Origin of the sequence: Stenotrophomonas maltophilia, assembly GCF_047782825.1 — a bacterium.
GTDB lineage: Bacteria > Pseudomonadota > Gammaproteobacteria > Xanthomonadales > Xanthomonadaceae > Stenotrophomonas.
The window spans coordinates 2,502,851-2,525,214 of sequence record NZ_CP180589.1; the positions used below are offsets into that span (position 1 = coordinate 2,502,851).

Below are 22,364 nucleotides of genomic sequence, written 5' to 3' on the forward strand. Positions count from 1 at the left end.
GAACTCCCTGCGGCGGCCAGCACCGCAGGGAGATCCCACCACTCAGGGAGCGATATCGCTTTCGAAGATCATGTGGAACTGACCGCCGTAGCTGCCCTGCTTGTAGCCGCCGCTCGGCGCGGTCGCCGCAATGGCAAACGCCAGCGACTTGCCCGCGGCCGCCTGGGCAGCGGTGGCGACGATGATCTTGGAAGCCGACGTGGCCGGAACCACGACGTTGTCCAGCTTCACGGTCAGGTCCACCACGTCGGCGGCAGAGGACATCTGTGCCGGGGCGGTCAGGTAGGCACTGATTTCGGCCGGCGATTTCACGTTGATCACGCGACCGGTCAGCTCACCCAGGGTCTCGCGGGCGGTGTCCCACGGCAGGGTCTGCGGCAGGCCTTCCCAGCCATCCGGCGTGGAGACCTGCAGGCCGGCGGTGTTCGGCACATCGGCCTGGACGTTCACGGTGATGCTCTTGGTTTCAACGGCGGCCATGCTGATGGCCGGGGCAATCAACAGGGCCGCGGCGGCGGCCAAAGCGAAGTTCTTGCGATGCATGGGAATGCGCTCCTAAAGGTTGTGGAACAGAGAGAAAAGCCAGGAACAGGACACAGCTGCCCGACGGGCTCCTGGCGGACCCGATCGCGGGAAGTACTTCATCTGGAGTTCGCGTCAGCGGCGGGAGTCGATGTTGCGCCGGCTGCCGCCCTCCATCAGTTCAAACCGGTGGAAACGTGCCGGATCTTCTGCAAGAACATGGCTGCGGCCAGGCCGCACGTGGACCAGCACACCCGCGTCGCAGATATCGGGTGCGGCGCGGTCGCACTGCCGCATGTTGTCCAGCACGATCGTGGCGTTGCCCTCGTTCTGGATCCGGTTGCCTTCGATACGCGTGTCGTAGCGCACGTTGTCCGGTGCGACGAACATAATGGTGCCGAAACCGGTGAATACCTGGATGGAGGACGTTACTTCAACCGCCGCACGCGCTTGCTCTTCGGTGAGCGAAAACTCTTCGGCGGTTGGCGCAACCGGAATGAAGCGCAACCGGTAATACTGCTCTTCGTTGCGATCACCGCGATGCACCAGCCGCGTGGCCTGCTGGCCATTGGCGGCAATGATCAGACGGCTTGGGCTGGCGATGACACCCTGCGCGCCCGCCACATTTCGGGCCAATGACGTCGTATCCACAGGGAATTCCGTCACTTTTCCTGCGGCATCAAACTGCATGCGTGTGACTTCAATACGCACGTAGGCGGTGCCCTCGCCCGTGTTGCGGATGCGCTTGAGCAGATTGCTGTTGGCGGGCTGCAGATAATCAAACAGCGGGCCAACGTTGATGCTGGGCGGGCTGGCGGCAGCGCTGACGGCAGCGGCAAGCAGCGCCAGAAAGAGGGCGATACGCATGAATGGCTCCTTGAAGGGAGACGATTCTATGAACACCACCAAGATCACGACCATACAACTTGTTGCGTTTTTCTACGCGTGATCGGAGTTCGCCTGGAAGGGAAAGCCGATCGGAACTGCAACAAGTTGTATGGCCTGGGCCTTCATGCAGATAGATAGTGCGGGGCTCTCATTTGAAGGAGTAAACCCGATGCACAAGATGATGATCCCGTTGAAGCGTTACACGCAGTTCAACGGCCGCGCCAGCCGCAGCGAGTACTGGTGGTTTCAGTTGTTCGTTGTGATCGTTTCGATCCCGTCGTACATCCTGAGCGTGTACGCTGGCCACGTCGGCTCGCAGGGCTTGGCGCTGGTGTCGATTGGCCTGAGCCTGCTGACGTGGCTGGCGGTTGTGGTGCCCTGCCTGGCCGTGACCGTGCGCCGCCTGCACGACACCGATCGTTCGGGCTGGTGGCTGCTGCTGATGTTGGTACCTTTCGTGAGCCTGGCGCTGCTGGTGTTCCTGCTGCTGCCGGGTACGCCGGGCGGCAACCGCTTCGGTTCCCTGGTGCCACACGTCTAACGATTGCGCCCTGCTTCCGCTCTGGTAGGTGTCGACCTTGGTCGACACAGTGCCAACCAAGGTTGGCACCTACCACAGCAACGCGTCGGCGCTGTGGCTCTGCTTGGTAGGTGTCGACCTTGGTCGACACAGTGCCAACCAAGGTTGGCACCTACCACGGCAGCAAGGTAGCGTCGGGCCATGCCCGGCGTCTTCAACTACGCGAAATGCTTGTATCCGCCGTCGGCGGCTTCGCCATCCACGTGCACGCCCTGCCCTTCGGCAATACGGCCGATGCGGGTCAGCGGCAGATCCAGCGATTCGGCCAGGTAGTGCAGCGCATCGCGCTGGCTGGCGGCGGCGGTGAAACACAGTTCGTAGTCGTCACCCCCGCGCAGTGCGCAGTCTCGTGCACCGTCGCGGCCCAGCAACTCACGCAGTGCATTCGAAACCGGCAACAGATCGGCATCGACATGCGCGGCCACTGCGCTGCGCGTGGCGATGTGTCCCAGATCGGCCAGCAGGCCATCGGACACATCCACCGCCGCATGCGCGAACGCGCGCAGGCGCAGGCCCAGGGTCACCCGCGGCGTCGGCCGCAGTAGGCGCAGGCGCAGGCTCTCGTAGTCCGCCAGCAGCGTGGCCGTGGCCACGTTCAATGCGCCCTGCTGCCACAGGCGCAGCGCACCGGCGGCATCGCCCAGGGTGCCACTGACCCAGATGTCATCGCCCACCTGCGCGCGGTCGCGACGCAGTGCCTGGCCGCGGCCGACCTGGCCCATGGCGGTCACGGTCAGCGACAGCGGACCACGGGTGGTGTCGCCACCGATCAGCGCGATGTCGTGCTGGTCGGCCAGTGCAAAGAAACCATCGGCGAAAGCCTCGATCCATTCTTCGCTGGCCTCGGGCAACGACAGTGCCAGCGTGCACCATGCCGGGCGCGCGCCCATTGCAGCCAGGTCGGAAAGATTGACCGCCAGCGTCTTCCAGCCGATATCGAAGGCCGGGGTTTCGGCCGGGAAATGCACGCCGCTGTTGAGCGTATCGGCGGTGACCACCAGCTGCTCATTGGCACGCGGCTGCAGCAGCGCGGCGTCATCGCCGATACCCAGCACGATGTCGTCGCGCTCGACGGTGCGGGCGCGGATGCGGTCGATGAGGGCGAATTCGGCCAGGGACATGGCGTGCTCCCGAGGGGTAATGGCGATATCAGGCATCAGTGCCAACCAAGGTTGGCACCCACCAGAAGCAGAGTCAGGGCGGGGTTTCACCCGTGCCAACCAAGGTTGGCACCTACCGAAGGCAGAATCAGGGCATCCGCCAGAAGCGGAACCGGATCAGTGACCCGATTCGACCTTGCGCCATTCCACGGCGGCACGATCCAGCACGCCGTTGACGTAGGTGTGGCCATGTTCGGAACCGAAGCGCTTGGCCGATTCGATGGCTTCGTTGATGACCACGCGGTATGGCACGTCCAGGCGGTAGCGCAGTTCGTAACCGGCCAGGCGCAGCACCGCGCGCTCGATCGCGTCCACTTCGTCGATGCTGCGGTCCAGGTACGGACCGAAGGCTTCATCGATGTCGCGGCGGTTGTCGAGCACGCCATGCACCAGCGCTTCGAAATACGCCAAGTCAGCGATTTCGCGGGCCTGCTCGTGGGCGAACTGGGCGATCAGCGACTGGCCGTTGCCGCCGGAGATCTGCCAGGCGTAGATGGCCTGCACGGCACGACGGCGGGCGCGCGAGCGCAGCACCGGATCGATGCCATCGCGGCGGACGGGTTTACCGGAGGGCTTGCCCTGGGTGTTCTTGTTCATGGCAGCTGCTCCAGAAGGTTGACCATTTCCAATGCGGCGAGTGCGACTTCCTCGCCCTTGTTGCCGTGGCTGCCGCCTGCGCGGGCCTCGGCATCTTCCACACGTTCCACGGCCAGCACGCCGTTCAGCACCGGCACGCCGAAGTCCAGCTGCACGCGCATCAGGCCTTCGGCGCAGCGGTCGGCCACGTGTTCGTAGTGACGGGTGTCGCCACGGATCACGCAGCCCAGGGTGAGGATGGCGGCGTGTTCGTGGGCGGCGGCCAGGCGCGCGGCCACCAGCGGCAGTTCCCAGGCACCCGGCACGCGGATCACGTCGATGTTGGCTTCGGCAATGCCGTTGCCGGCCAGGCTCTGGCGGGCGCCAGCGACCAGCACGTCGGTGATACGGGCATTCCAGCGGCTGGCCAGGATGGCGAAGCGCGCCGATTCGGGAGTGCGAAGATCGCCTTCGTAGTGGCTCATATGCGGCTTGGGGGTTCGATAAGGGGGTAATTCTACCGTGGATGGGCCCCGGCCGTGGTTGGCGGGGGCCTGCAGGGTGTGCCGACCAACGGTCGGCACCCACCACAGGTAGGGCATGGTCGGCCCCCATCACAGGTAGGGCATGGTCGGCACCCACCAGAGGGCAGACAGTGGGTGCCGACCGTTGGTCGGCACGCCAAGGGGTTTACGGGGTAACCGTCTCCACCACTTCCAGGCCGTACCCGGCCAGGCCGATCTGGCGACGCGGGGTGCCCAGCACGCGCAGCTTGCCCAGGCCCAGGTCGGACAGGATCTGCGCGCCGGCACCGTTGCGGCGCCACTGGCTCACGTCCTTGTCCTTGCCCGGTACCACCGGTGCCGGCTGCTGGCGCAGGCGGGCCAGCAGGCTTTCACCGTCGCGCGGGGCCTGCAGCACCACCATCACGCCACTGCCTTCGGCATCAATGGCGCGCAGGGCATCGGTCGCCGCCACGCCGAAGTCATCGCGGCGCCAGTGCAGCAGGTCGGCCAGCGGGTTTTCCACCTGCACCCGCACCAGGGTCGGGGTGTCGGCATCCGGGGTACCGCGTACCAGGGCGAAATGCAGGTCGTGCGCGATGCGGTCGCGGTAGGTCACCAGCTTGAACGGGCCGAATTCGGTGTCGATGTCGCGCTCGTCCACGCGCTCGACCGTCTTTTCGGTGGCCAGGCGGTAGGCGATCAGGTCGGCGATGGAGCCCATCTTCAGGCCGTGCTCGCGGGCGAACACTTCCAGTTCCGGGCGGCGCGCCATGCTGCCGTCAGGATTGAGGATCTCCACCAGCACGCCGGCCGGTTCCAGCCCGGCCAGCATGGCCAGGTCGACGCCGGCTTCGGTGTGGCCGGCGCGGGTCAGCACGCCACCCGGCTGGGCGATCAACGGGAAGATATGACCCGGCTGGTGCAGGTCGGCCGGCTTGGCATTGGGCTTCACCGCGGTGCGGATGGTGTGCGCGCGGTCGTGGGCGGAAATGCCGGTGGTCACGCCTTCAGCCGCTTCGATGCTGACGGTGAAGTTGGTCTGGAACTGCGCGGTATTGGCCTGCACCATCGGCGCCAGGCCAAGGTCGGCCGCGCGGGTGCGGGTCAACGGCAGACACACCAGGCCGCGGCCGTGGGTCACCATGAAGTTGATGTCGCTGGCCTTGACCAGCTCGGCCGCCATGATCAGGTCGCCTTCGTTCTCGCGGTCTTCGTCATCGACGATGACGACCATGCGGCCGAGGCGGATGTCTTCCAGGATTTCCGGGATGGGGGCGAAGTTCATGCGGCATCTCCCTGTGCGTGCTGACCGTTGGTCGGCACACTGATCAGGCGCTCCACATACCGGGCGACCAGGTCGATTTCGAGATTGACCGCGCTGCCTACGCCTGCGGCGGAGAACGCGGTATTGGCCACGGTGTGCGGAATCAGCGCGACTTCAAAACCTTCATCGTCCACTTCATTGACGGTGAGGCTGACGCCGTCCACGCAGATCGAGCCCTTCTTGGCGATGTAGCGGCGCAGCGCGGCCGGTGCAGCGAATCGCCAGCGCTGGGCACGTGCATCTTCATGGATGGACAGCACCTGGCCGAGGCCGTCGACGTGGCCGCTGACCAGATGGCCGCCAAGGCGGTCGGTCGGGCGCATGGCACGTTCGAGGTTGATGACTGCACCTTCGGCCAGCTGGCCCAACGTGGTCAGGCCCAGGGTCTCGGTGGACGCATCGGCCTGGAAGCTGCTGGCGTCGAACGCGATGACGGTGAGGCAGACGCCGTTGATGGCGATGCTCTCGCCCATCTGCACGTTGTCGAACGGCAGATTCCCGACATTGAAGGTGAAGCGGACATCGCCGCCGATGGATTCGCGTGCGGCCAGACGGCCGACGCCTTCGATGATTCCAGTAAACAAGTAACGTTCTCCGCGAAAAGTGAGCGAAAAACGCCGCAAGGCAAACAGGCGGGCGCAGGGCCGCAAAGGCCCTGTGGCACCGTCTTCTTTCATCCGGACTATGACCGTCGGCTCCGGCATTGGACCGGATCTGCTGACCCCCGACGGTAAGGCCGGGGCGCTCGCGGGCTCGTGCTTGCGCACCTACCGCCGGTGGGGAATTGCACCCCGCCCTGAAGACGTTTGTATACCGGCGAACCGGCGGCGCTAGTGTACCAGCCCGGGCTGAACGGGGTCGGATGACCCGGGGTCGGATCCCTTTCCGCAGGAAAGGGCTCTGACCCCGGCGGCCCGATTGGCTGGGGTCAGAGCCGTTTCCCAACGGGAAACGGATCCGACCCCGCCCCCCTCCAGTTGTGACGCTTGTCGCTCGCAATCTGTAAAACTTTCATTAAACTCACCCATCGGACGACATGAGGTCGCCACGGACTGCCGCGATGGTGGCCCGCCAATGGACTGCAATTCACAGGAATTCCCATGCGCAAGATCCTGATCGTGGCCGCCCTGCTGGCCGCTGCTCCGCTCTCGGCCTCGGCCGAAGCCCTCAGCTACACCTACGTCGAAGGCGGCTGGACCCAGGCCCGCACCAACGATGACGACCTGAACGACCCGAAGGTCGACGGCGGCTACGTGCGCGGTTCGGTCGCGCTGGCTGAACAGGTTCACGTGTTCGGCGGCTGGAACTACGCCAGCAAGAGCTACAACTACGATTACGGCTCGTTCAAGGTGAAGCTGAACCAGCCGGAACTGGGCATCGGCTACCACATGCCGTTCAGCGACCGTGTCGACTACACCGCCGACATCGCCTGGGTTCGCCAGCAGGCCGAACTCACCGTGAAGGATGTGGACTACGGCCGTATCACCGCCAAGGACCACACCAACCTGGTGCGCGCCACCATGGGCCTGCGCGGCAAGCCCTCGCGCATGACCGAAGCCTGGATCAAGGCCGGTTACATGGATGGCGGCAACAACTTCGAAGGCACCTGGGTCGGCACCCTCGGCGGCCAGATCAACTTCACCAAGACCTGGGGTCTGGTGGGCGAGATCTCCGGCTACCGCGACGTCACCCAGTACTCGGCCGGCGTGCGCGCCAGCTTCTGATTGCTCGATCCTCGTCGTGTGATCGAACGGGCCCCGCAAGGGGCCCGTTTTTTTTGCGATGCACTGCCCCACGCGGCGGAACCGTTTCCACGCAGGCCGCCGAATGGGCTAGGCTTGCGCGCCTCTGGCACACGCCCCTGGAACAGGAACACCGTCATGAAGACTCCGCTCCGCACCCTGCTCGCCAGCGCCCTGCTGTGCGCTCCGATGTTCGCGTCTGCCGCGCCGGCGCTCACCCCCGAACAGACCCTTGACCTGTACGCCCGCGTACTGGTGGAAGACGATGCCGCAGCCACGCGGACGCTCAACGACAGCATGCGCGCCGCCCACGAAGGCAAGGACGCCCTGACCCCCACCCCGGGCGGGCTGGCCAAGGCCCTGGCCGAACCGTGGATGGCGCTGCAGGCCAGCATCGGCGGCAAGGCCGATGCCGCCCAGACCGAGGCGCTGTACGCCAAGGTGCTGAGGGCATCGAAGTGCCGTGCCACCGGCAGCACCATCGAGAACAACGAGTACCTGGATGACCAGAAGGTCGCCACGGTCGAGTTCACCTGCCAGGTGGCGGACCTGGAAAGCGTGCGCCCGCTGTTTACCGCCAGCATGGCCGAGGACGATGCCCAGGCACGCCCCCGTTTCGTCGAGGCCTACACGCAGGCCCTGAAGAGCGGCGCGACGCGCCCGGTGAAGGGCACCCAGACGCTGTACTCGGATGCCAATCAGGGTTACTGGAGCAGCGGCAGCTTCGACAACCTGATCACCCCGGTGCTGGAAGCCATCGCCCCGTTCCAGGTCTGGATGGAAGACGCCGAGGCCGCCAAGGCCCCGAAGGTGACCGGCGTACCAGGCTGCGACCTGCTGCTGCAGCAGCACCGCAGCTGCGTGGCGAAGATCGCCCCGGCACAGATCAGCGGCGTGGATGCGATGGCCGAAGAACTGAAGGCCAAGGCGCAGGTGAAATCGGCCGATGAAATGACGCAGGAGTGCAAGGCCCTGCGCCCGATCGCCGAGATGATGTGGACCGACGAATGCGCCTGACGTGGCATCGCTGAAGTACAGGGGGCTGGCTGCACTGTTGCTGGCCCCACTGGCCGCCCATGCCAGCACCGACCCCGCCATGCAGGTGTTCGACCTGTACGCACAGGTGATCGTGCACGGCGATGCGGCCGCCCAGGCAGCGCTGGCACACTACCTGCAGGACGACCAGGGACCGCCGCTGGCGGCAGCGCTGGCCACGATGAGCCAGCTGGAACGGGCCCCTGAACTGCTCGATTGGCCGCAGGCTGCCGCGGCCCTGCGCGCGCGGCAGCGATTGGCACGTTGCAGCGCCGACGCCGTGCGCTACCCGCAGGCCGGGCTTGCCGACGTCACCTTCCGTTGCCGCCTGCCCGATCTGGACGCTTTGCTGCCGGTGTATCGACAACACCCGGTGCCGTTCAATGGACCGCATCGGCCCCAGATGGCGATGCCGCTGGCAACGGCGTACACCCGGATGATTTCGGTGGTACCGGATCACGAAAGGATCATCAACGTGTCGTTCCATCGCGATCATGACGGCGCCGCCTGGCGCATCGGCAACCTGACGCCACTGCTGAGCGCGGTTGCCGATGCGTTCCTGCCATTCTTCGAGTGGAACGAACACCTGCCCGAGGAGGCCGGATGATGCCTTGCCTGCTGTTCTTCCTGATGTGCGTTGCTTCGACCGCCTCTGCGCAGACACCCGTGCCAACACCGGAGCAGAGCTTCGACCTGTTCGCGCGGTTCATGCTGGAAGGTGACGCCGATGCTGAAGCACAGATCACCGCGTTGACCGGCATGCCAGTGCGAAGCGAACGCTGGGAAGATGCGGTGAACCGGGTGGTCGTTGGCGACGCACCCGCGGACAACGAGCGCACGCGCGCCGGCCGCGAACTCTCGCGACAGGTGGCGCGGGCGCTGCGGCAGACCCACTGCCGCAGCACAGGCAGCGAGGTGCGCGCGGGTGACGACATGCAGATCGCCATCGTTTCCTATGCCTGCCAGGTGCCCGATTACGAGGCGATGAATGCCAGCACGCCAGACGACGCGTTTCGCCCCCCGGGCGACGAGGGCGAACTCGCAACGATTCACCACGCGACCGCCCTGTTGCAACGCGCCCCCAAGCGCCTCCATACCGGTAGCGTGGTCATGGCACGTCACAACGCGGACGATGTGTGGGTGGCGCAGGACATGCCGCCACTGCACCGGTGGATCGCGTTGCTGCTGATGCTGCCGGAGTAGCTTCGGCACATGCCTGGGGTAGCGCCGGGCCGTGCCCGGCGGATTCTCCCAGGCCACGCAGACGGTGCGCGATACCCATCGCGCGAGCCGGTGGAATTTCAGAAGAATTGCATGGACCTGCAAGCGCAGCACCCTGATCCTCGGGCACTTCGTGATCTGCCCGTGTGCCGCCATGCTGAAACCCGTCTTCACCCTGCTGCTGGGAACACCACTCACCGCTGTTGCCGCACAACCTGCTGCGCTTTCACTGGAAGACACCTTCGACGCCTATGTGCAGGTCATCCTCCACGGCAACGCAACGTCCAAGGAAGCGCTACGCAAGCGCAACCTTCTGCCGGAGATCAACGACGGCGCCGAGGTGATCGTCGACCCCCTCGATGTACTTCAACTGCCCAAGGCCGCTTTCAACGGCACGGCAATGGAGCCGGTTTCCCGCGCTCTGGAGATGCGGCAGAAGACCCTGTCCTGCACCATCACCAGCATCACCCGGCAGAAGGTGGATTCGATGCCGCAGGCCACTGTGGAGTATCGCTGTGCCTTCCCCGACCTCTCCGGCTTCTTCTCGACCTACCGGGACGCGCAGAAGCGACGCGTCGTCGTTGGTGAAGATCCAGAAAACGCCAAGGCCCTCTTCGTCTCCTTCGCCAGCGCCCTGCGCGACGCGCCGGATCGTTCACATCAGGGCAGCGCAGTGTTCCTGCAGAGGCCAGACAACGGCGCTTGGGTGAGCACCAATCTGCCGCTGTTGGGAAACGCACTGTTGCAGCAGGCACTTCCCTTCGACCCGTGGAATACGCGTATCGAAGCGGAATCCGTGCCCACGGTCACCGGCATTCCCACCTGCGACCTGATGATGGCCGCCGAGCTGAGGTTCATTGCCAGGCACCATCCCCAGACCCCCTCCCTGAGCAACGGCGCGCTGCAGGGCCACCTGGTCGAGCGGGTAAAGGGAATGAGCGACGAAGAGGCCACGGGCTACTGCCGCATGGTCCATGAGCGCAACCGCGAGCTGTGGAACAGGGAGAATACCGACTGATGTGGCGCCTCCTCATGATCACGCATCTTGTGATCCTGTTTCTGGGCCTGCCGCTCTGGGCGGTCGCCTCGATGGCGAAGGCGTGCCTGCCGATCTCTCGCCGCAGGCCGAGTACACCTTGCAGGCGCGGGTGCTGCTGCACGACGATGCGGGGGCGCGGCAGATGCTGCGCGCGCGGGGCGAAGGATACGAGCCTGCCGTCGCGCTGCAGTGGCAGTTGCTTGTGGACGATGTGCCCGCGGTACTTTCCCGGCAGGGACCCGCTGCGCCTTCCCCGTCGGCCACGCGGGCCTTTGTGCAGGCACTGGCGTTGCGACTGCCCAGGGTCAGCTGTGCTGCGCGGGCGTTCGTGCCGGGGGGATCGCCGGAAATCGGGATGTATCAGCTTGTCTGCCAGCATCCCGACGTGGAACCGCTGCGGCAGGAGTATCTGGCGTTGCAGGCCACGCCTGAAGCGGGGCGCCAGGCACGCATCGATGCGCTTTTCCTTCGCTGGGCGGCGGTGTTGCGCGATGCACCCGATGCGCCACATTGCCGCGCGGTCACGGGGTGGTACCAGGCACGCCATGCGTTCGCCCATGCCGAGCGCGTGCATCAGCTCTACCAGACCATCCTGTGGCGATTGCTGCCGATCGAACAGTGGTTCGATGAACCACTGCTGCCGCAGGACGACGAGCTGTGTGATGCTGATTGAAGTCCGCCGGGCACGGCCCGGCGCTACCGACGCCTGTTATGCCCGCAACAGCAACCGCAGGTCATCCCCCACCTGGCGCTGGTCCACCACGCGCAGGCGGCGTTGCTGGTCCATCGCCTCGATGCCCAGGCCCGCCAGCAGCGGGCGGCCGGAATCGCCCAGCAGCGTGGGCGCCTGGTACAGCAGGAGTTCGTCCACCCAGCCGCCGCGCAGCAGCGCGCCAGCCAGGGTGGCACCGGCTTCGGTGTGCACTTCGTTGATGCCACGTTCTGCCAGCAGGGCCAGCACCGCACCAAGATCCAACCGCCCGTCGACACCGGGCACGCTGGCGAACTCAGCGTCGGCCGCATCCGGTGCGCTCACGGCTGCATCGTGAACGTACAGCGTCGATGCCCCGCCCTCGCGCACGCGGCTGCATTCCAGCGAACGCAGACGCGAATCGAGTACAACGCGCAGTGGCGGCATCACCTCGGTACCCGCCAGGCGCACGGTCAGCATCGGGTCGTCGGCCAGCACCGTATCGGCACCGGTCAGGATCGCGCCCGCGCGTGCACGCCAATGCTGCACGTCTTCGCGCGCGGCCACACCGGTGATCCATTTCGAGGTTCCATCGGCCATCGCCGTGCGGCCATCCAGACTGGCGGCCAGCTTCACCCGCAGCCACGGCCGGTTGCGCTCCACCCGCGACAAGAAGCCCTTGTTCAACTCGCGCGCCTGCGTGGCCATCAGACCTTCGGCGACGTCGATGCCCGCCGCTCGCAGCAGATCGAAGCCACCGCCATCGACCTGCGGGAACGGATCGCGCATCGCCGCGACCACGCGCGAGACACCCGCCTCGATCAGGGCCAGCGCGCAGGGCGGCGTGCGCCCGTAATGCGCGCAGGGCTCCAAAGTGACGTAGGCGGTGGCGCCGCGCGCCTCGCTGCCGGCATCGCGCAGGGCGAAGACTTCAGCATGCGGGCCACCGGCACGCTGGTGCCAGCCCTGCCCGACCACGCGTTCGCCATGGGCGATCACGCAGCCCACCATCGGGTTGGGGCGGGTGGTGTAGGCAGCACGCTCGGCCAGGCGCAGAGCGTTGGCCATGTGCAGGTGGTCGAGGGCGGAGAACGGAGTCGTCATGGCGCCATGGTAGCGCTGTCGATACCGCCGGGCATGGCCCGGCGCTACCGGCGATGTTGGTAGATCCACGCCATGCGTGGATGGACGCCTCCGTGCCAACCAAGGTTGGCACCTGCCGCAGCGGCGGTGGTCAGCCCTTCTTCTTCTTGGTCAGGGCAATCACATCGCCCAGCAGCTGCAGCTGTTCGGTACTGGACGGCAGATCGCGCTCGAGCTTTTCGATCTCCTCGCGGAAATCGGCCACGTCTTCGAAGCTGCGGTACACCGAGGCGAAACGCACATAGCCCACGTGGTCGAGCTTGCGCAGTTCATTCATCACGAACTCGCCCACCTTGATGGACGGCACTTCGCGTTCGCCACTGATGCGCAGCTGATGGACCACGGCACGCACGGCGGCTTCGATCTTCTCTTCCGGCACGGCACGCTTCTGCAGCGCGCGGTCGAAGCCGGCGCGCACCTTGCGCTGGTCGAAGGCTTCGCGGGTGCCATCACTCTTGACGATGGCCGGCAGCTTCAGTTCGACCGTTTCCAGGGTGCTGAAGCGCTCGTTGCACGCCTCGCACTCACGCCGACGACGGATCGTCGCGCCGTCTTCAGAGACGCGCGAGTCGATGACCCGGGTATCGGCATGTTGGCAGAAGGGGCAATACATGGAACGCCTGGCTCAGGAGGAATACCGATCTGCCATCATCATGGCAGCGTCGCAACGGTACCTGAGAAGGGCCGCACCGGCAAATCCGGGCGGCGCTCAGCCTTGTGCGGCAAGGGTTTGGCTGCGGCGCAGCCACGCCAGATGCGCAGCCGGCAAAAGCACCGGCGGCCCCAGCAGCAGATAGCCCAGCACCTGCCAGGGGCTGCCATGGAACATGGCAAACAGCACCAGCCCGGCGATGCCCAGCGCGGCCAGTACGCCCAGCACCAGCCCGATCCATGGCAGGGGCGGTGCCCGCCGCAGGCCTTCGCGCCCGTGCCGCAGGTACTGCCACGACAGCCACACCCAGCCGGCGGCGCCGGCCAGGCCAGCGGCCGCCCAGAGGAACAGCAACGTGTACTCGTCGTCGCGCATCAGGTCCAGACGGGTCAGGAACATGTAGAGGGCGAAGCCCGCTACGCCCGCGCCGGCAATCAGGCCGGGCAGGCCCAGCAGCAGGCTGTGGGCGATGTAGATGCGACGGTGGCGGCGCTCATCCATGGGCGGTTGCTCCAGTGTTGGGGTCAGAGCCCTTCCCTGCGGGAAGGGATCCGACCCCATTCCCCGATCAGCCGTAGACCGGGTACTTGCGGCACTGCGCGCTGACGGCGTCGCGCACGCGGGTGATGACCGCTTCATCGGCCGGGGCGTCGAGCACGTCGGCGATCCAGTTGGCCAGGTCCACGCAGTCCTGTTCGACGTAACCACGGGTGGTCACCGCCGGGGTGCCCAGGCGCAGGCCCGAGGTGACGAACGGCGAACGCGGGTCATTCGGCACCGAGTTCTTGTTGACGGTGATGTGGGCCTTGCCCAGCGCGGCTTCCGCGTCCTTGCCGGACACGTCCTTGCCGATCATGTCCACCAGCATCAGGTGGTTCTGGGTGCCGCCGGAGACGATCTTGTAGCCGCGCGCGATGAGCGTGCTGGCCATCGCCTGGGCGTTCTTCACCACCTGCTGCTGGTAGGCGGCAAAGCTCGGTTCCAGCGCTTCCTTGAAGGCCACGGCCTTGCCGGCGATGACGTGCATCAGCGGACCGCCCTGGATGCCCGGGAACACGATCGACTGCAGCTTCTTGACCAGGTCTTCGTCGGCACCCTTGGCGACGATGATGCCGCCACGCGGGCCGCGCAGGGTCTTGTGGGTGGTGGAGGTCACCACGTGGGCGTGTTCCAGCGGGCTGGGGTAGACGCCTGCGGCGACCAGACCGGCCACGTGGGCCATGTCCACGAACAGGTAGGCACCAACCTTGTCGGCGATGGCGCGGAAGCGCGCCCAGTCGATCACCTGCGAATAGGCCGAGAAGCCGGCCACGACCATCTTCGGCTTGTGCTCCAGGGCCAGGCGCTCGACTTCGTCGTAATCGATCAGCCCCTGGTCGTTCACGCCGTACTGCACGGCGTTGAACAGCTTGCCGGAGGCATTCACCTTGGCACCATGGGTGAGGTGGCCGCCGTGGGCCAGGCTCATGCCGAGGATGGTGTCACCCGGCTGCAGCAGGGCGAAGTACACGGCCTGGTTGGCCTGCGAGCCGCTGTGCGGCTGCACGTTGGCATAGTCCGCGCCAAACAGCTGCTTCAGGCGGTCGATCGCCAGCTGCTCGGCGATATCCACGTATTCGCAACCACCGTAATAGCGCTTGCCCGGGTAGCCTTCGGCGTACTTGTTGGTCAGCTGGCTGCCCTGGGCTTCCATCACGGCCGGGCTGGTGTAGTTCTCGCTGGCGATCAGCTCGACATGGTCTTCCTGGCGCTGGGTTTCGGCGGCGATGGCCTTGGCCAGTTCGGGATCGTAGGTTTCGATGCGGACGTCACGCGGGAACATCGGTTACTCCAGGCAGGGAGGGAACAGCAGGGCCTGCGATTGTAAGCGGGCTGGAGGGCCCGGGCGACCGCAGCCGAAGGGGCTTGGGCAATGCGCTGTGGCATGATGTGCTGGCGCGCCTGCGTGTGCATTCCGCGGCGGTATCGGGCGGCGCCGTCGCTCGATAGAGATTTCCGGAAGTGTGACCCCCTTCCTTGCAAATCTTAATTGTTTATTTTCACAAACCTAAAGACGTGGCCTGCGCGGCCGATACGCCCTGTCCATACAGGGGAAAATCCGCGTGACCCATCCGCATCAAGTTCTGCCGGCAATGACGCTGGCACCGCGTCGCACTTCCGCCGCATCCGGCACCCTTCCCACCCACCTGCTGGCCCTGGCGATCGGCCTGGCCATGAGCGGCCCGATGACGGCCGCCGCTGCGACGGTAACCCTGCGCGACCCGCTCCTGCTCGATGGCAGCTGGTACGCACCGGGCGCATGGAGCAACGGCGATCCGAACCTGACCGTTGAAAACCACGCCTACATCGACAGCGTGACCCCGGTGGTCGTCGATGGCATCCGCGCCGATTCGTGGCGCGTGGACATCGGCCACGCCAGCGGCGGCGAGCTGTTCATCCAGAACGGCGGCGTGCTGGAAAGCACCGCCATCTTCATCGCCACCCTGCCCGGCTCGACTGGCAAGGTCACCGTCACCGGCGCCGGTTCGCAGTGGATCGGCAACAACAGCATCGGCGTCGGCCATGAAGGCAACGGCGTGCTGGACGTGCTCGATGGCGGCCAGGTGATCAATGCCCAAGGCACATGGGTGGCTTCGGAATTGGGCAGCAGCGGCGTGCTGACCGTGTCCGACAAGGATTCGCGCTTCGCCAGCGCCCATATCCACGTGGGTGGCCAGGGCGCCGGCACGGTGAACGTGCGTGCCGGTGGCAGCTTCGAAACCGGCATCGCGCGCCTGGGCAGCTACAGCACCGCGGCCCGCGGCGAAGCGACGGTGACCGGCAAGGATTCCAGCTGGTTGAACACCAGTGACCTGCTGATCGGCGTTACCGGCACCGGCATGATGACCATCGCCGATGGCGCTGCGTTGACCGTGCGCGGCAGCACCCTGCTGGGCCAGCAGCGGCACAGTGCAGGCGTGCCCGATGGCGTACTGGTGCTGACCGGCAAGGACACCACTGCCACCACCGGCTTCATTGCCGTGGGCCAGAACGCGGTGGCCGAACTGAATGTATTCGACGGCGCCGCGCTGACCGCAGGCAACGTGGGCGTGGGTGAGAACGTGCTGGGCGATGGCAGCTTCCGCGTGGCCGACGCCGGCAGTTCGGCCAGCGTGGGCCGCCTGACCATCGGCAACCTGGGCACCGGCAGCGTGTCCGTCTATGACGGAGGCGTGCTGACGGTGAACGACGTGCTGGGCCTGGGTGGCGCCAACGGCAGCCGCGGTTCGCTGACCATCGGTCCGCAGGGCACGCTGAACCTGGCCGGTGGTCAGATCTACCAGGGCGCCGGCACCGCCAACGTGCTGATTGCCGATGGCACCCTGCACCTGACCAGCAAGGCCTTCACCAGCAACGTTGAAATGGCACTGGACGGCACGGCCACGCTGGACACCGACCAGGTCGATGCGATGCTCAGCGGCCGCCTGACCGGCACCGGTGCACTGCGCAAGACCGGCAGCGGCACGCTGACCACCTATGCCAACAACAATTACAACGGGGGTACCCGCATTGAGCAGGGCACCCTGGTGCTGGCTGGCAACGGTGCGATCCGCGGTGCGGTGGATGTGGCGTCCGGCGCGACGCTGCAGCTGCAGCGCAATGGCCAGACCCTGTTCAACAACGTGCTGTCCGGCGCCGGCGATGTGGTGAAGCTGGATGCGGGCCTGCTGAGCCTGTCCGGTGACAGCAGCGGCTTCACCGGCACCACCCGCGTGCAGGCCGGCGCTCTGGACGTGCGTGGCCGCCTGGGTGGCCTGGCCGAGCTGGCCACCGGCACCGAACTGAGCGGCGACGGCCAGCTGGGCAGCGTCATCATCCGCAACGGCGCGACGCTTGCCCCGGGTTCGGCCACGGCCTTTGCCACGCTGTCGATGACCGGCAACCTGCTGATGGAAAACGGCTCGCGCTACCTGGTGGACCTGGGTGCCGATGGCGCCGGTGATCGCGTGCAGGTGGGCGGCGGTGCAACGCTGCAGGGCGGCAACACGGTAGCCATCGCCAGCGAGGGTGACTGGCAGCCGCGCACCCGCTACACCATCCTGAGCGCAACGCAGGGTGTGCAGGGCACGTTCACCGGCGTGAGCAGCACGCTGGCCTTCCTGACCCCCACGCTGGACTACGACGCCAGCAACGTCTACCTGACCCTGGCCCGCAACGATATCGCCATGCCGGATATCGAACTGGCCTTCCCCGATGTGGTGGTGAACCCCAACCAGAAGGCCGTGGCCGGTGCGGTGGAAGCGCTGGGCAATGGCAACGCCGTATATGACGCCGTGGTGCGACTGGACGTGGCCGAGGTGGTGCCGGCCTTCGACAGCCTGTCCGGCGAAATCCATGCCGCACACCGTGGCGCGCTGCTGCAGAACCGCTTCCTGCACGAGGGCATCGACCGCCATCTGGACGGCGCCACGATGGGTGCGGAAATCGCCCCGGGCGTGCACGCGTGGATCGGCGGCAATGCCGGTCAGCGCCGTACCGATGCCAGCGCCGACAACACCGGCCTGCGTTCATCGCAGCACGGCGTGATGGCCGGCGCCGGCTGGCGCCTGGGTGAGTCGCTGGAAGTGGGCGTGGCCGCCGGCCAGCAGCAGCTGGTCAGCCGCTTGGCCCGCCGCGAAGCACGCGCCGAAACCGACAGCACCGAGTACGGCGTGTACGGCCAGTACCGCTGGCAGGGCCTGAGCCTGCGTGCGGGCGTCAGCCGTGCCGATTACCGCACCGACAGCACCCGCAGCGCGCAGGTTGGCACCCGCCTGGACGAACGCCTGTCAGCCCGCGAGGACGCCACCGGCACCACCGCGTTCCTGCGTGCCGGCTGGACCTTCGGCGGCCCGCGCCTGCAGCTGACCCCCGAGCTGGAACTGGCCCAGGTCCGTCTGCAGAGCGACGGTGGCCAGGAGCGTGGCGGCCACAGCGCGCTGCAGTGGAACGGCGGCGGCGCACGTTACCGCACCGGTCTGGCCGCGCTGCGCGCGGACTGGGACATCAGCGGTGGCCAGCGTGATCGCGCGGCACTGACCGCGCGCGTGGGCTGGCAGGTGGCTGGCGGTGATCGCCTGCCGCAGGTCGATGCACGCTTCGTGGAAGGCAGCCAGGGCTTTGCGATCAGCGGTGCGCCGCTGGCCCGCCGCAGCGCCCTGGCCCAGTTCGGTGTGGCGGTGAGCCCCACCGACAACAGCCGCGTGGCGCTGCAGATGCAGGGCCGCCGTGGTGATGGCCAGCGCAATGTGGGTGCGCAGCTGGACTGGTCGGTCGCGTTCTAAGTGAAAAACGGGGTCGGATCCCTTCCCGCAGGGAAGGGCTCTGACCCCGTTGCCTGGATGGGGTCAGAGCCCTTTCCCCTGGAAAGGGCTCCGACCCCGTTGCCGCCTCAGCGGCTGAGCACGTACTGGGCGATCACGCCGGTGGCGATGGCCACCAGCAGCATGTTGCCGCGATCATCGCGGATCCACTGGTGACCATACGGCGGGCGACGCAGGTGGTAGCGCGGGTAGTCGTTCACCACGTACACCGGCCCACGGTAGTAATCGCGGTATCGGTGGCCGACCTGCCAGCCGTAGCCCGGGCCCGGGCGATAGCCGGGCCGGTAGACCACGCGCGGCGGCGGCGGCGCCGGACGGTAGTAGCGGCGGTCATGGTCGCGGCGCCAGTCATGGCGCGCCTCGCGGCGGTCACGCTCGTAGTCGCGGCGGGCCTCGCGAACGTCATGGCGGTACTCGCGACGATCGTCGCGGCGGTCTTCGCGCCACTCACGGCGGTCACGGTGGTCACGGTGGTCACGGTGGTCATTGTCGGCAAAGGCCGGGGTGACGGCGCCCAGCGCCAGCACAGAGGCCATGGCCCCGGCCACGATTCGATTGATGCGCATGACAGACCTCGGCTTGCGGTGGGTGGTGAGCCCATATTGCGCATCCGATCTGAACCGTTTCCGGCTGGAAACGCTTCCCGCTGCAGGAGCCTGACCGTGTATTCAGGCGACGGCCAGCCCGGCGGCCCTGACCGGGCGCGGGCGGGAACCGGTTCCGGCTATAATTGGGGGTATTCCATTCAGTCTGTGCCCGCTGTCGTCCGGGATCTTCCCGCTGACGGACGGGTGCAGGGCCGCGCCCCTACGGAGACCTCATGTCCTCGCAATACATCTACACCATGAACCGCGTGTCCAAGGTGGTTCCGCCCAAGCGGCAGATCATCAAGGACATCTCGCTGTCCTTCTTCCCGGGCGCGAAGATCGGCCTGCTGGGCCTGAACGGCGCCGGCAAGTCCACCGTGCTGAAGATCATGGCCGGCGTGGACACCGATTTCGAGGGCGAAGCCCGCCCGCAGGCCGGCATCAAGGTCGGCTACCTGGCGCAGGAACCGGAGCTGGACCCGACCAAGACCGTGCGTGAAGCGGTGGAAGAAGGCGTGGGCGAAGTGCTGCAGGCCCAGGCTGCGCTGGACGCGGTCTACACGGCCTATGCCGAGGAAGGCGCCGATTTCGATGCGCTGGCCAAGGAACAGGAGCGCCTGGAGGCGATCCTGGCCGCGGGCGATGCGCACACCCTGGAAAACCAGCTGGACGTGGCCGCCGATGCGCTGCGCCTGCCGCCGTGGGATGCCGTGGTCGGCAAGCTGTCCGGTGGTGAAAAGCGCCGCGTGGCGCTGTGCCGCCTGCTGCTGCAGAAGCCGGACATGCTGCTGCTCGACGAACCGACCAACCACCTGGACGCCGAGTCGGTGGAATGGCTGGAACAGTTCCTGGCCCGTTACACCGGCACCGTCGTGGCGGTCACCCATGACCGCTACTTCCTGGACAATGCCGCCGAGTGGATCCTGGAACTGGACCGCGGCCGCGGCATTCCGTGGAAGGGCAACTACACCGACTGGCTGACCCAGAAGGATGAGCGCCTGAAGCAGGAAGACAACCAGGAAAAGGCCCGCCAGAAGGCGATCCAGAAGGAACTGGAGTGGTCGCGCCAGAACGCCAAGGGTGGCCGCACCAAGGGCAAGGCCCGTCTGGCCCGCCTGGAAGAACTGCAGTCGGTCGATTACCAGAAGCGCAACGAGACCAATGAAATCTTCATCCCGCCGGGCGAGCGCCTGGGCAACGCGGTGATGGAATTCAAGAACGTCTCGAAGAAGTTCGGCGACCGCCTGCTGTTCGACAACCTGAGCTTCCTGGTGCCGGCCGGCGCCATCGTCGGCATCATCGGCCCCAACGGTGCCGGTAAGTCGACCCTGTTCAAGATGATCACCGGCCAGGAAAAGCCGGACACCGGCGAGATCGTGGTCGGCCCGACCGTGAAGCTGTCCTACGTGGACCAGAGCCGCGACGCGCTGGAAGGCAACCACAACGTCTTCCAGGAAATCGCAGGCGGCCTGGACATCCTCAACATCAACGGCATCGAGATCCAGTCGCGCGCCTACATCGGCCGCTTCAACTTCAAGGGCCAGGACCAGCAGAAGATGGTCGGTTCGCTGTCCGGTGGTGAGCGTGGCCGCCTGCACATGGCCAAGACCCTGCTGCAGGGTGGCAACGTGCTGCTGCTCGACGAACCGTCCAACGACCTGGACATCGAAACCCTGCGTGCGCTGGAAGATGCGCTGCTGGAATTCCCGGGCAACACCTTCGTCATCTCGCATGACCGCTGGTTCCTGGATCGCATCGCGACCCACATCCTGGCGTTCGAAGGCGATTCGCACGTGGAGTTCTTCCAGGGCAACTACCGCGAGTACGAAGAAGACAAGCGCCGCCGCATGGGCGACGACGCTGCGCCGAAGCGCCTGCGCTTCAAGGCGCTGAAGTAAGGCAACCGGAAAGGCCGCGCTCGCGCGGCCTTTCTCATTCTGTGGACCGCTGCGGCTGTGGATGCGCGCGGTCCATGCATGCCGGCCAGCAGCCGGCATCTACCAATGAGCACCCCCATGTCCCTGTTCGAACGCCTGTTCCAGCTGCAACAGCACGGCACCACCGTGCGCACCGAGCTGCTGGCCGGTGTCACCACCTTCCTGACGATGTCCTACATCGTCTTCGTCAATCCGGAAATTCTCGGCACCACCGGCATGGATGCCGGCGCGGTGTTCGTGGCCACCTGCCTGGCCGCAGCGCTGGGCTCGGCGGTGATGGCGCTGGCCGCCAACTTCCCGGTCGGCATGGCACCCGGCATGGGCCTGAACGCGTTCTTCGCCTTTACGGTGGTGGGCGCGGCGGGCCTGCCCTGGCAGCAGGCGCTGGGCGCGGTGTTCATTTCCGGCCTGGTGTTCCTGGTGCTGTCGCTGACGGGGGTGCGCGCGTGGCTGGTGGCGGGCATTCCGTCATCGCTGCGCTCGGCCATCGTGGCCGGCATCGGCCTGTTCCTGGCGATCATCGCTCTGCAGAAATCCGGGGTGATCGTCGGCAACGAAGACACCCTGGTGGCGCTGGGCCCGCTGAACACCGCACCGCCGCTGCTGGCACTGGGTGGCTTCCTGCTGATTGCCGTGCTGGAAGCGCGGCGCGTGCGCGGTGCGATCCTGATCGGCATCCTGGCGGTGACCGCCGCCGGCTGGGCGTTGGGTGATGTGCAGTACCACGGCCTGGTCTCGCTGCCGCCCAGCCTGGCGCCGACCTTCCTGCAGCTGGACCTGCCCGGTCTTCTGCACCATGACGGCGGCGCGCCGCTGGCGGTGCTGCTGCAGGTGGTACTGGTGTTCGTGCTGGTGGAAGTGTTCGATGCCACCGGCACCCTGTACGGCGTGGTCGGCCGTGCCGGCCTGCTGAAGCTGCCAGGTGCGCAGAAGCGTTTCGGCCGTGCGCTGCTGGCCGACAGCACCGCCATCGTGGCCGGTTCGCTGCTGGGCACCAGCAGCACCACCGCCTTCGCCGAAAGCGCCTCGGGCGTGCAGGTGGGTGGCCGCACCGGGCTGACCGCGCTGGTCGTTTCTGCGCTGTTCCTGGCCGCGCTGCTGTTCTCGCCGCTGGCGGCGATGGTGCCTGCCTACGCCACCTCCCCTGCCCTGCTGTTCGTGGCCGGCCTGATGCTGCGCGAACTGGTGGAAGTGGACTGGAGCGACCTGACCGAATCGGTGCCGGCGGCACTGTGTGCGTTGGCCATGCCGTTCACCTATTCCATCGCCAACGGGTTGGCCTTTGGCTTCATTGCCTATGCTGCGCTGAAGGCGGGTACCGGCCGCTGGCGCGAGGTGCACCCGGCGGTGTGGCTGGTGGCGGTGCTGTTCGTGCTGCGCTACGCGCTGGAATAAGCGGTAGGAGGTGCCGGCCAGCGG

The 22,364-nt window shown here is 66.5% G+C and carries 22 protein-coding genes and 1 riboswitch; of the genes, 10 read left to right on the forward strand and 12 right to left on the reverse strand.

Annotated elements, in window-relative coordinates:
• Positions 1–42: 42 nt before the first annotated feature.
• Both ACM2ZB_RS11835 and ACM2ZB_RS11840 read right to left on the reverse strand, forming a co-directional pair.
• On the reverse strand, positions 43–543 hold the full coding sequence (locus ACM2ZB_RS11835) for a CS1 type fimbrial major subunit (RefSeq protein WP_416055561.1): 501 nt from the start codon (positions 541–543) through the stop codon (positions 43–45).
• 114 nt (positions 544–657) lie between these two features.
• The gene (locus ACM2ZB_RS11840) at positions 658–1,389 is read right to left on the reverse strand and encodes a CS1 fimbrial subunit B flags: Precursor (RefSeq protein ID WP_416055562.1); all 732 of its coding nucleotides are present in this window, start codon (positions 1,387–1,389) and stop codon (positions 658–660) included.
• Between the two features lie 190 nt (positions 1,390–1,579).
• On the opposite strand from ACM2ZB_RS11840, the gene ACM2ZB_RS11845 reads away from it, so the two are divergent.
• Positions 1,580–1,951 (forward strand): DUF805 domain-containing protein, encoded by a 372-nt coding sequence (locus ACM2ZB_RS11845; protein WP_416055563.1) that lies wholly within the window; start codon positions 1,580–1,582, stop codon positions 1,949–1,951.
• A gap of 197 nt (positions 1,952–2,148) precedes the next feature.
• Here the strand turns inward: ACM2ZB_RS11845 and thiL are convergent, their stop codons facing one another.
• From thiL to ACM2ZB_RS11870, 5 genes are all read right to left on the reverse strand, one after another.
• Entirely contained in the window at positions 2,149–3,111 is a 963-nt protein-coding gene (thiL, locus tag ACM2ZB_RS11850; RefSeq protein ID WP_416055564.1) for a thiamine-phosphate kinase, read from the reverse strand.
• A gap of 156 nt (positions 3,112–3,267) precedes the next feature.
• Entirely contained in the window at positions 3,268–3,747 is a 480-nt protein-coding gene (nusB, locus tag ACM2ZB_RS11855; RefSeq protein ID WP_049469504.1) for a transcription antitermination factor NusB, read from the reverse strand.
• On the reverse strand, positions 3,744–4,211 hold the full coding sequence (ribH, locus tag ACM2ZB_RS11860; RefSeq protein ID WP_025876639.1) for a 6,7-dimethyl-8-ribityllumazine synthase: 468 nt from the start codon (positions 4,209–4,211) through the stop codon (positions 3,744–3,746). Before ribH ends, nusB begins: the two co-directional genes overlap by 4 nt.
• Before the next feature lie 205 nt (positions 4,212–4,416).
• Complete coding sequence (gene ribB, locus ACM2ZB_RS11865) at positions 4,417–5,517, reverse strand: 3,4-dihydroxy-2-butanone-4-phosphate synthase (protein ID WP_176021789.1); 1,101 nt, start codon at positions 5,515–5,517, stop codon at positions 4,417–4,419.
• Positions 5,514–6,140 (reverse strand): riboflavin synthase, encoded by a 627-nt coding sequence (locus ACM2ZB_RS11870; protein WP_416055565.1) that lies wholly within the window; start codon positions 6,138–6,140, stop codon positions 5,514–5,516. The genes ribB and ACM2ZB_RS11870 overlap by 4 nt, the downstream gene beginning before the upstream one ends.
• A 77-nt stretch (positions 6,141–6,217) precedes the next feature.
• Positions 6,218–6,364, reverse strand: a riboswitch (FMN riboswitch).
• 292 nt (positions 6,365–6,656) lie between these two features.
• On the opposite strand from ACM2ZB_RS11870, the gene ACM2ZB_RS11875 reads away from it, so the two are divergent.
• The 6 genes from ACM2ZB_RS11875 (at position 6,657) to ACM2ZB_RS11900 (ending at position 11,266) form a co-directional block, all read left to right on the forward strand.
• The gene (locus ACM2ZB_RS11875; RefSeq protein ID WP_313440158.1) at positions 6,657–7,280 is read left to right on the forward strand and encodes an outer membrane beta-barrel protein; all 624 of its coding nucleotides are present in this window, start codon (positions 6,657–6,659) and stop codon (positions 7,278–7,280) included.
• Positions 7,281–7,436: 156 nt separating this feature from the next.
• Positions 7,437–8,315: a hypothetical protein gene (locus ACM2ZB_RS11880; RefSeq protein ID WP_416055566.1), complete on the forward strand. Its 879-nt coding sequence runs from the start codon at positions 7,437–7,439 to the stop codon at positions 8,313–8,315.
• Between the two features lies 1 nt (position 8,316).
• Entirely contained in the window at positions 8,317–8,940 is a 624-nt protein-coding gene (locus tag ACM2ZB_RS11885) for a hypothetical protein (RefSeq protein ID WP_416055567.1), read from the forward strand.
• Positions 8,940–9,536: a hypothetical protein gene (locus ACM2ZB_RS11890; protein ID WP_416055568.1), complete on the forward strand. Its 597-nt coding sequence runs from the start codon at positions 8,940–8,942 to the stop codon at positions 9,534–9,536. Before ACM2ZB_RS11885 ends, ACM2ZB_RS11890 begins: the two co-directional genes overlap by 1 nt.
• A 64-nt stretch (positions 9,537–9,600) precedes the next feature.
• Positions 9,601–10,572, forward strand: coding sequence for a hypothetical protein (locus tag ACM2ZB_RS11895; RefSeq protein ID WP_416055569.1), 972 nt, complete (start codon positions 9,601–9,603; stop codon positions 10,570–10,572).
• 82 nt (positions 10,573–10,654) lie between these two features.
• On the forward strand, positions 10,655–11,266 hold the full coding sequence (locus tag ACM2ZB_RS11900; protein ID WP_416055570.1) for a hypothetical protein: 612 nt from the start codon (positions 10,655–10,657) through the stop codon (positions 11,264–11,266).
• A 36-nt stretch (positions 11,267–11,302) separates the two neighbouring features.
• On the opposite strand, the gene ribD is transcribed toward ACM2ZB_RS11900, so the two are convergent.
• The 4 genes from ribD to glyA all read right to left on the reverse strand — a co-directional run bounded on the left by ribD (position 11,303) and on the right by glyA (position 14,901).
• Positions 11,303–12,388 (reverse strand): bifunctional diaminohydroxyphosphoribosylaminopyrimidine deaminase/5-amino-6-(5-phosphoribosylamino)uracil reductase RibD, encoded by a 1,086-nt coding sequence (gene ribD / locus ACM2ZB_RS11905; protein ID WP_416055571.1) that lies wholly within the window; start codon positions 12,386–12,388, stop codon positions 11,303–11,305.
• 130 nt (positions 12,389–12,518) lie between these two features.
• Entirely contained in the window at positions 12,519–13,040 is a 522-nt protein-coding gene (gene nrdR, locus ACM2ZB_RS11910) for a transcriptional regulator NrdR (RefSeq protein WP_108767702.1), read from the reverse strand.
• A 96-nt stretch (positions 13,041–13,136) separates the two neighbouring features.
• Positions 13,137–13,580: a hypothetical protein gene (locus ACM2ZB_RS11915; RefSeq protein ID WP_416055572.1), complete on the reverse strand. Its 444-nt coding sequence runs from the start codon at positions 13,578–13,580 to the stop codon at positions 13,137–13,139.
• 67 nt (positions 13,581–13,647) lie between these two features.
• Complete coding sequence (gene glyA, locus ACM2ZB_RS11920) at positions 13,648–14,901, reverse strand: serine hydroxymethyltransferase (protein WP_416055573.1); 1,254 nt, start codon at positions 14,899–14,901, stop codon at positions 13,648–13,650.
• A 310-nt stretch (positions 14,902–15,211) separates the two neighbouring features.
• Between glyA and ACM2ZB_RS11925 the strand changes: the two genes are divergently transcribed.
• Complete coding sequence (locus tag ACM2ZB_RS11925) at positions 15,212–18,382, forward strand: autotransporter domain-containing protein (protein WP_416055574.1); 3,171 nt, start codon at positions 15,212–15,214, stop codon at positions 18,380–18,382.
• Positions 18,383–18,489: 107 nt separating this feature from the next.
• On the opposite strand, the gene ACM2ZB_RS11930 is transcribed toward ACM2ZB_RS11925, so the two are convergent.
• Positions 18,490–18,987: an RcnB family protein gene (locus ACM2ZB_RS11930; protein WP_416055575.1), complete on the reverse strand. Its 498-nt coding sequence runs from the start codon at positions 18,985–18,987 to the stop codon at positions 18,490–18,492.
• Positions 18,988–19,241: 254 nt separating this feature from the next.
• Here ACM2ZB_RS11930 and ettA point away from each other — a divergent pair, with 254 nt between their 5' ends.
• Together ettA and ACM2ZB_RS11940 are read left to right on the forward strand one after the other, a co-directional pair.
• A complete protein-coding gene (gene ettA / locus ACM2ZB_RS11935) occupies positions 19,242–20,906 on the forward strand; it encodes an energy-dependent translational throttle protein EttA (protein ID WP_079220603.1) in 1,665 nt (554 codons plus the stop codon).
• 117 nt (positions 20,907–21,023) lie between these two features.
• Complete coding sequence (locus ACM2ZB_RS11940; protein ID WP_313440181.1) at positions 21,024–22,340, forward strand: NCS2 family permease; 1,317 nt, start codon at positions 21,024–21,026, stop codon at positions 22,338–22,340.
• The last annotated feature ends 24 nt before the right edge of the window (positions 22,341–22,364 follow it).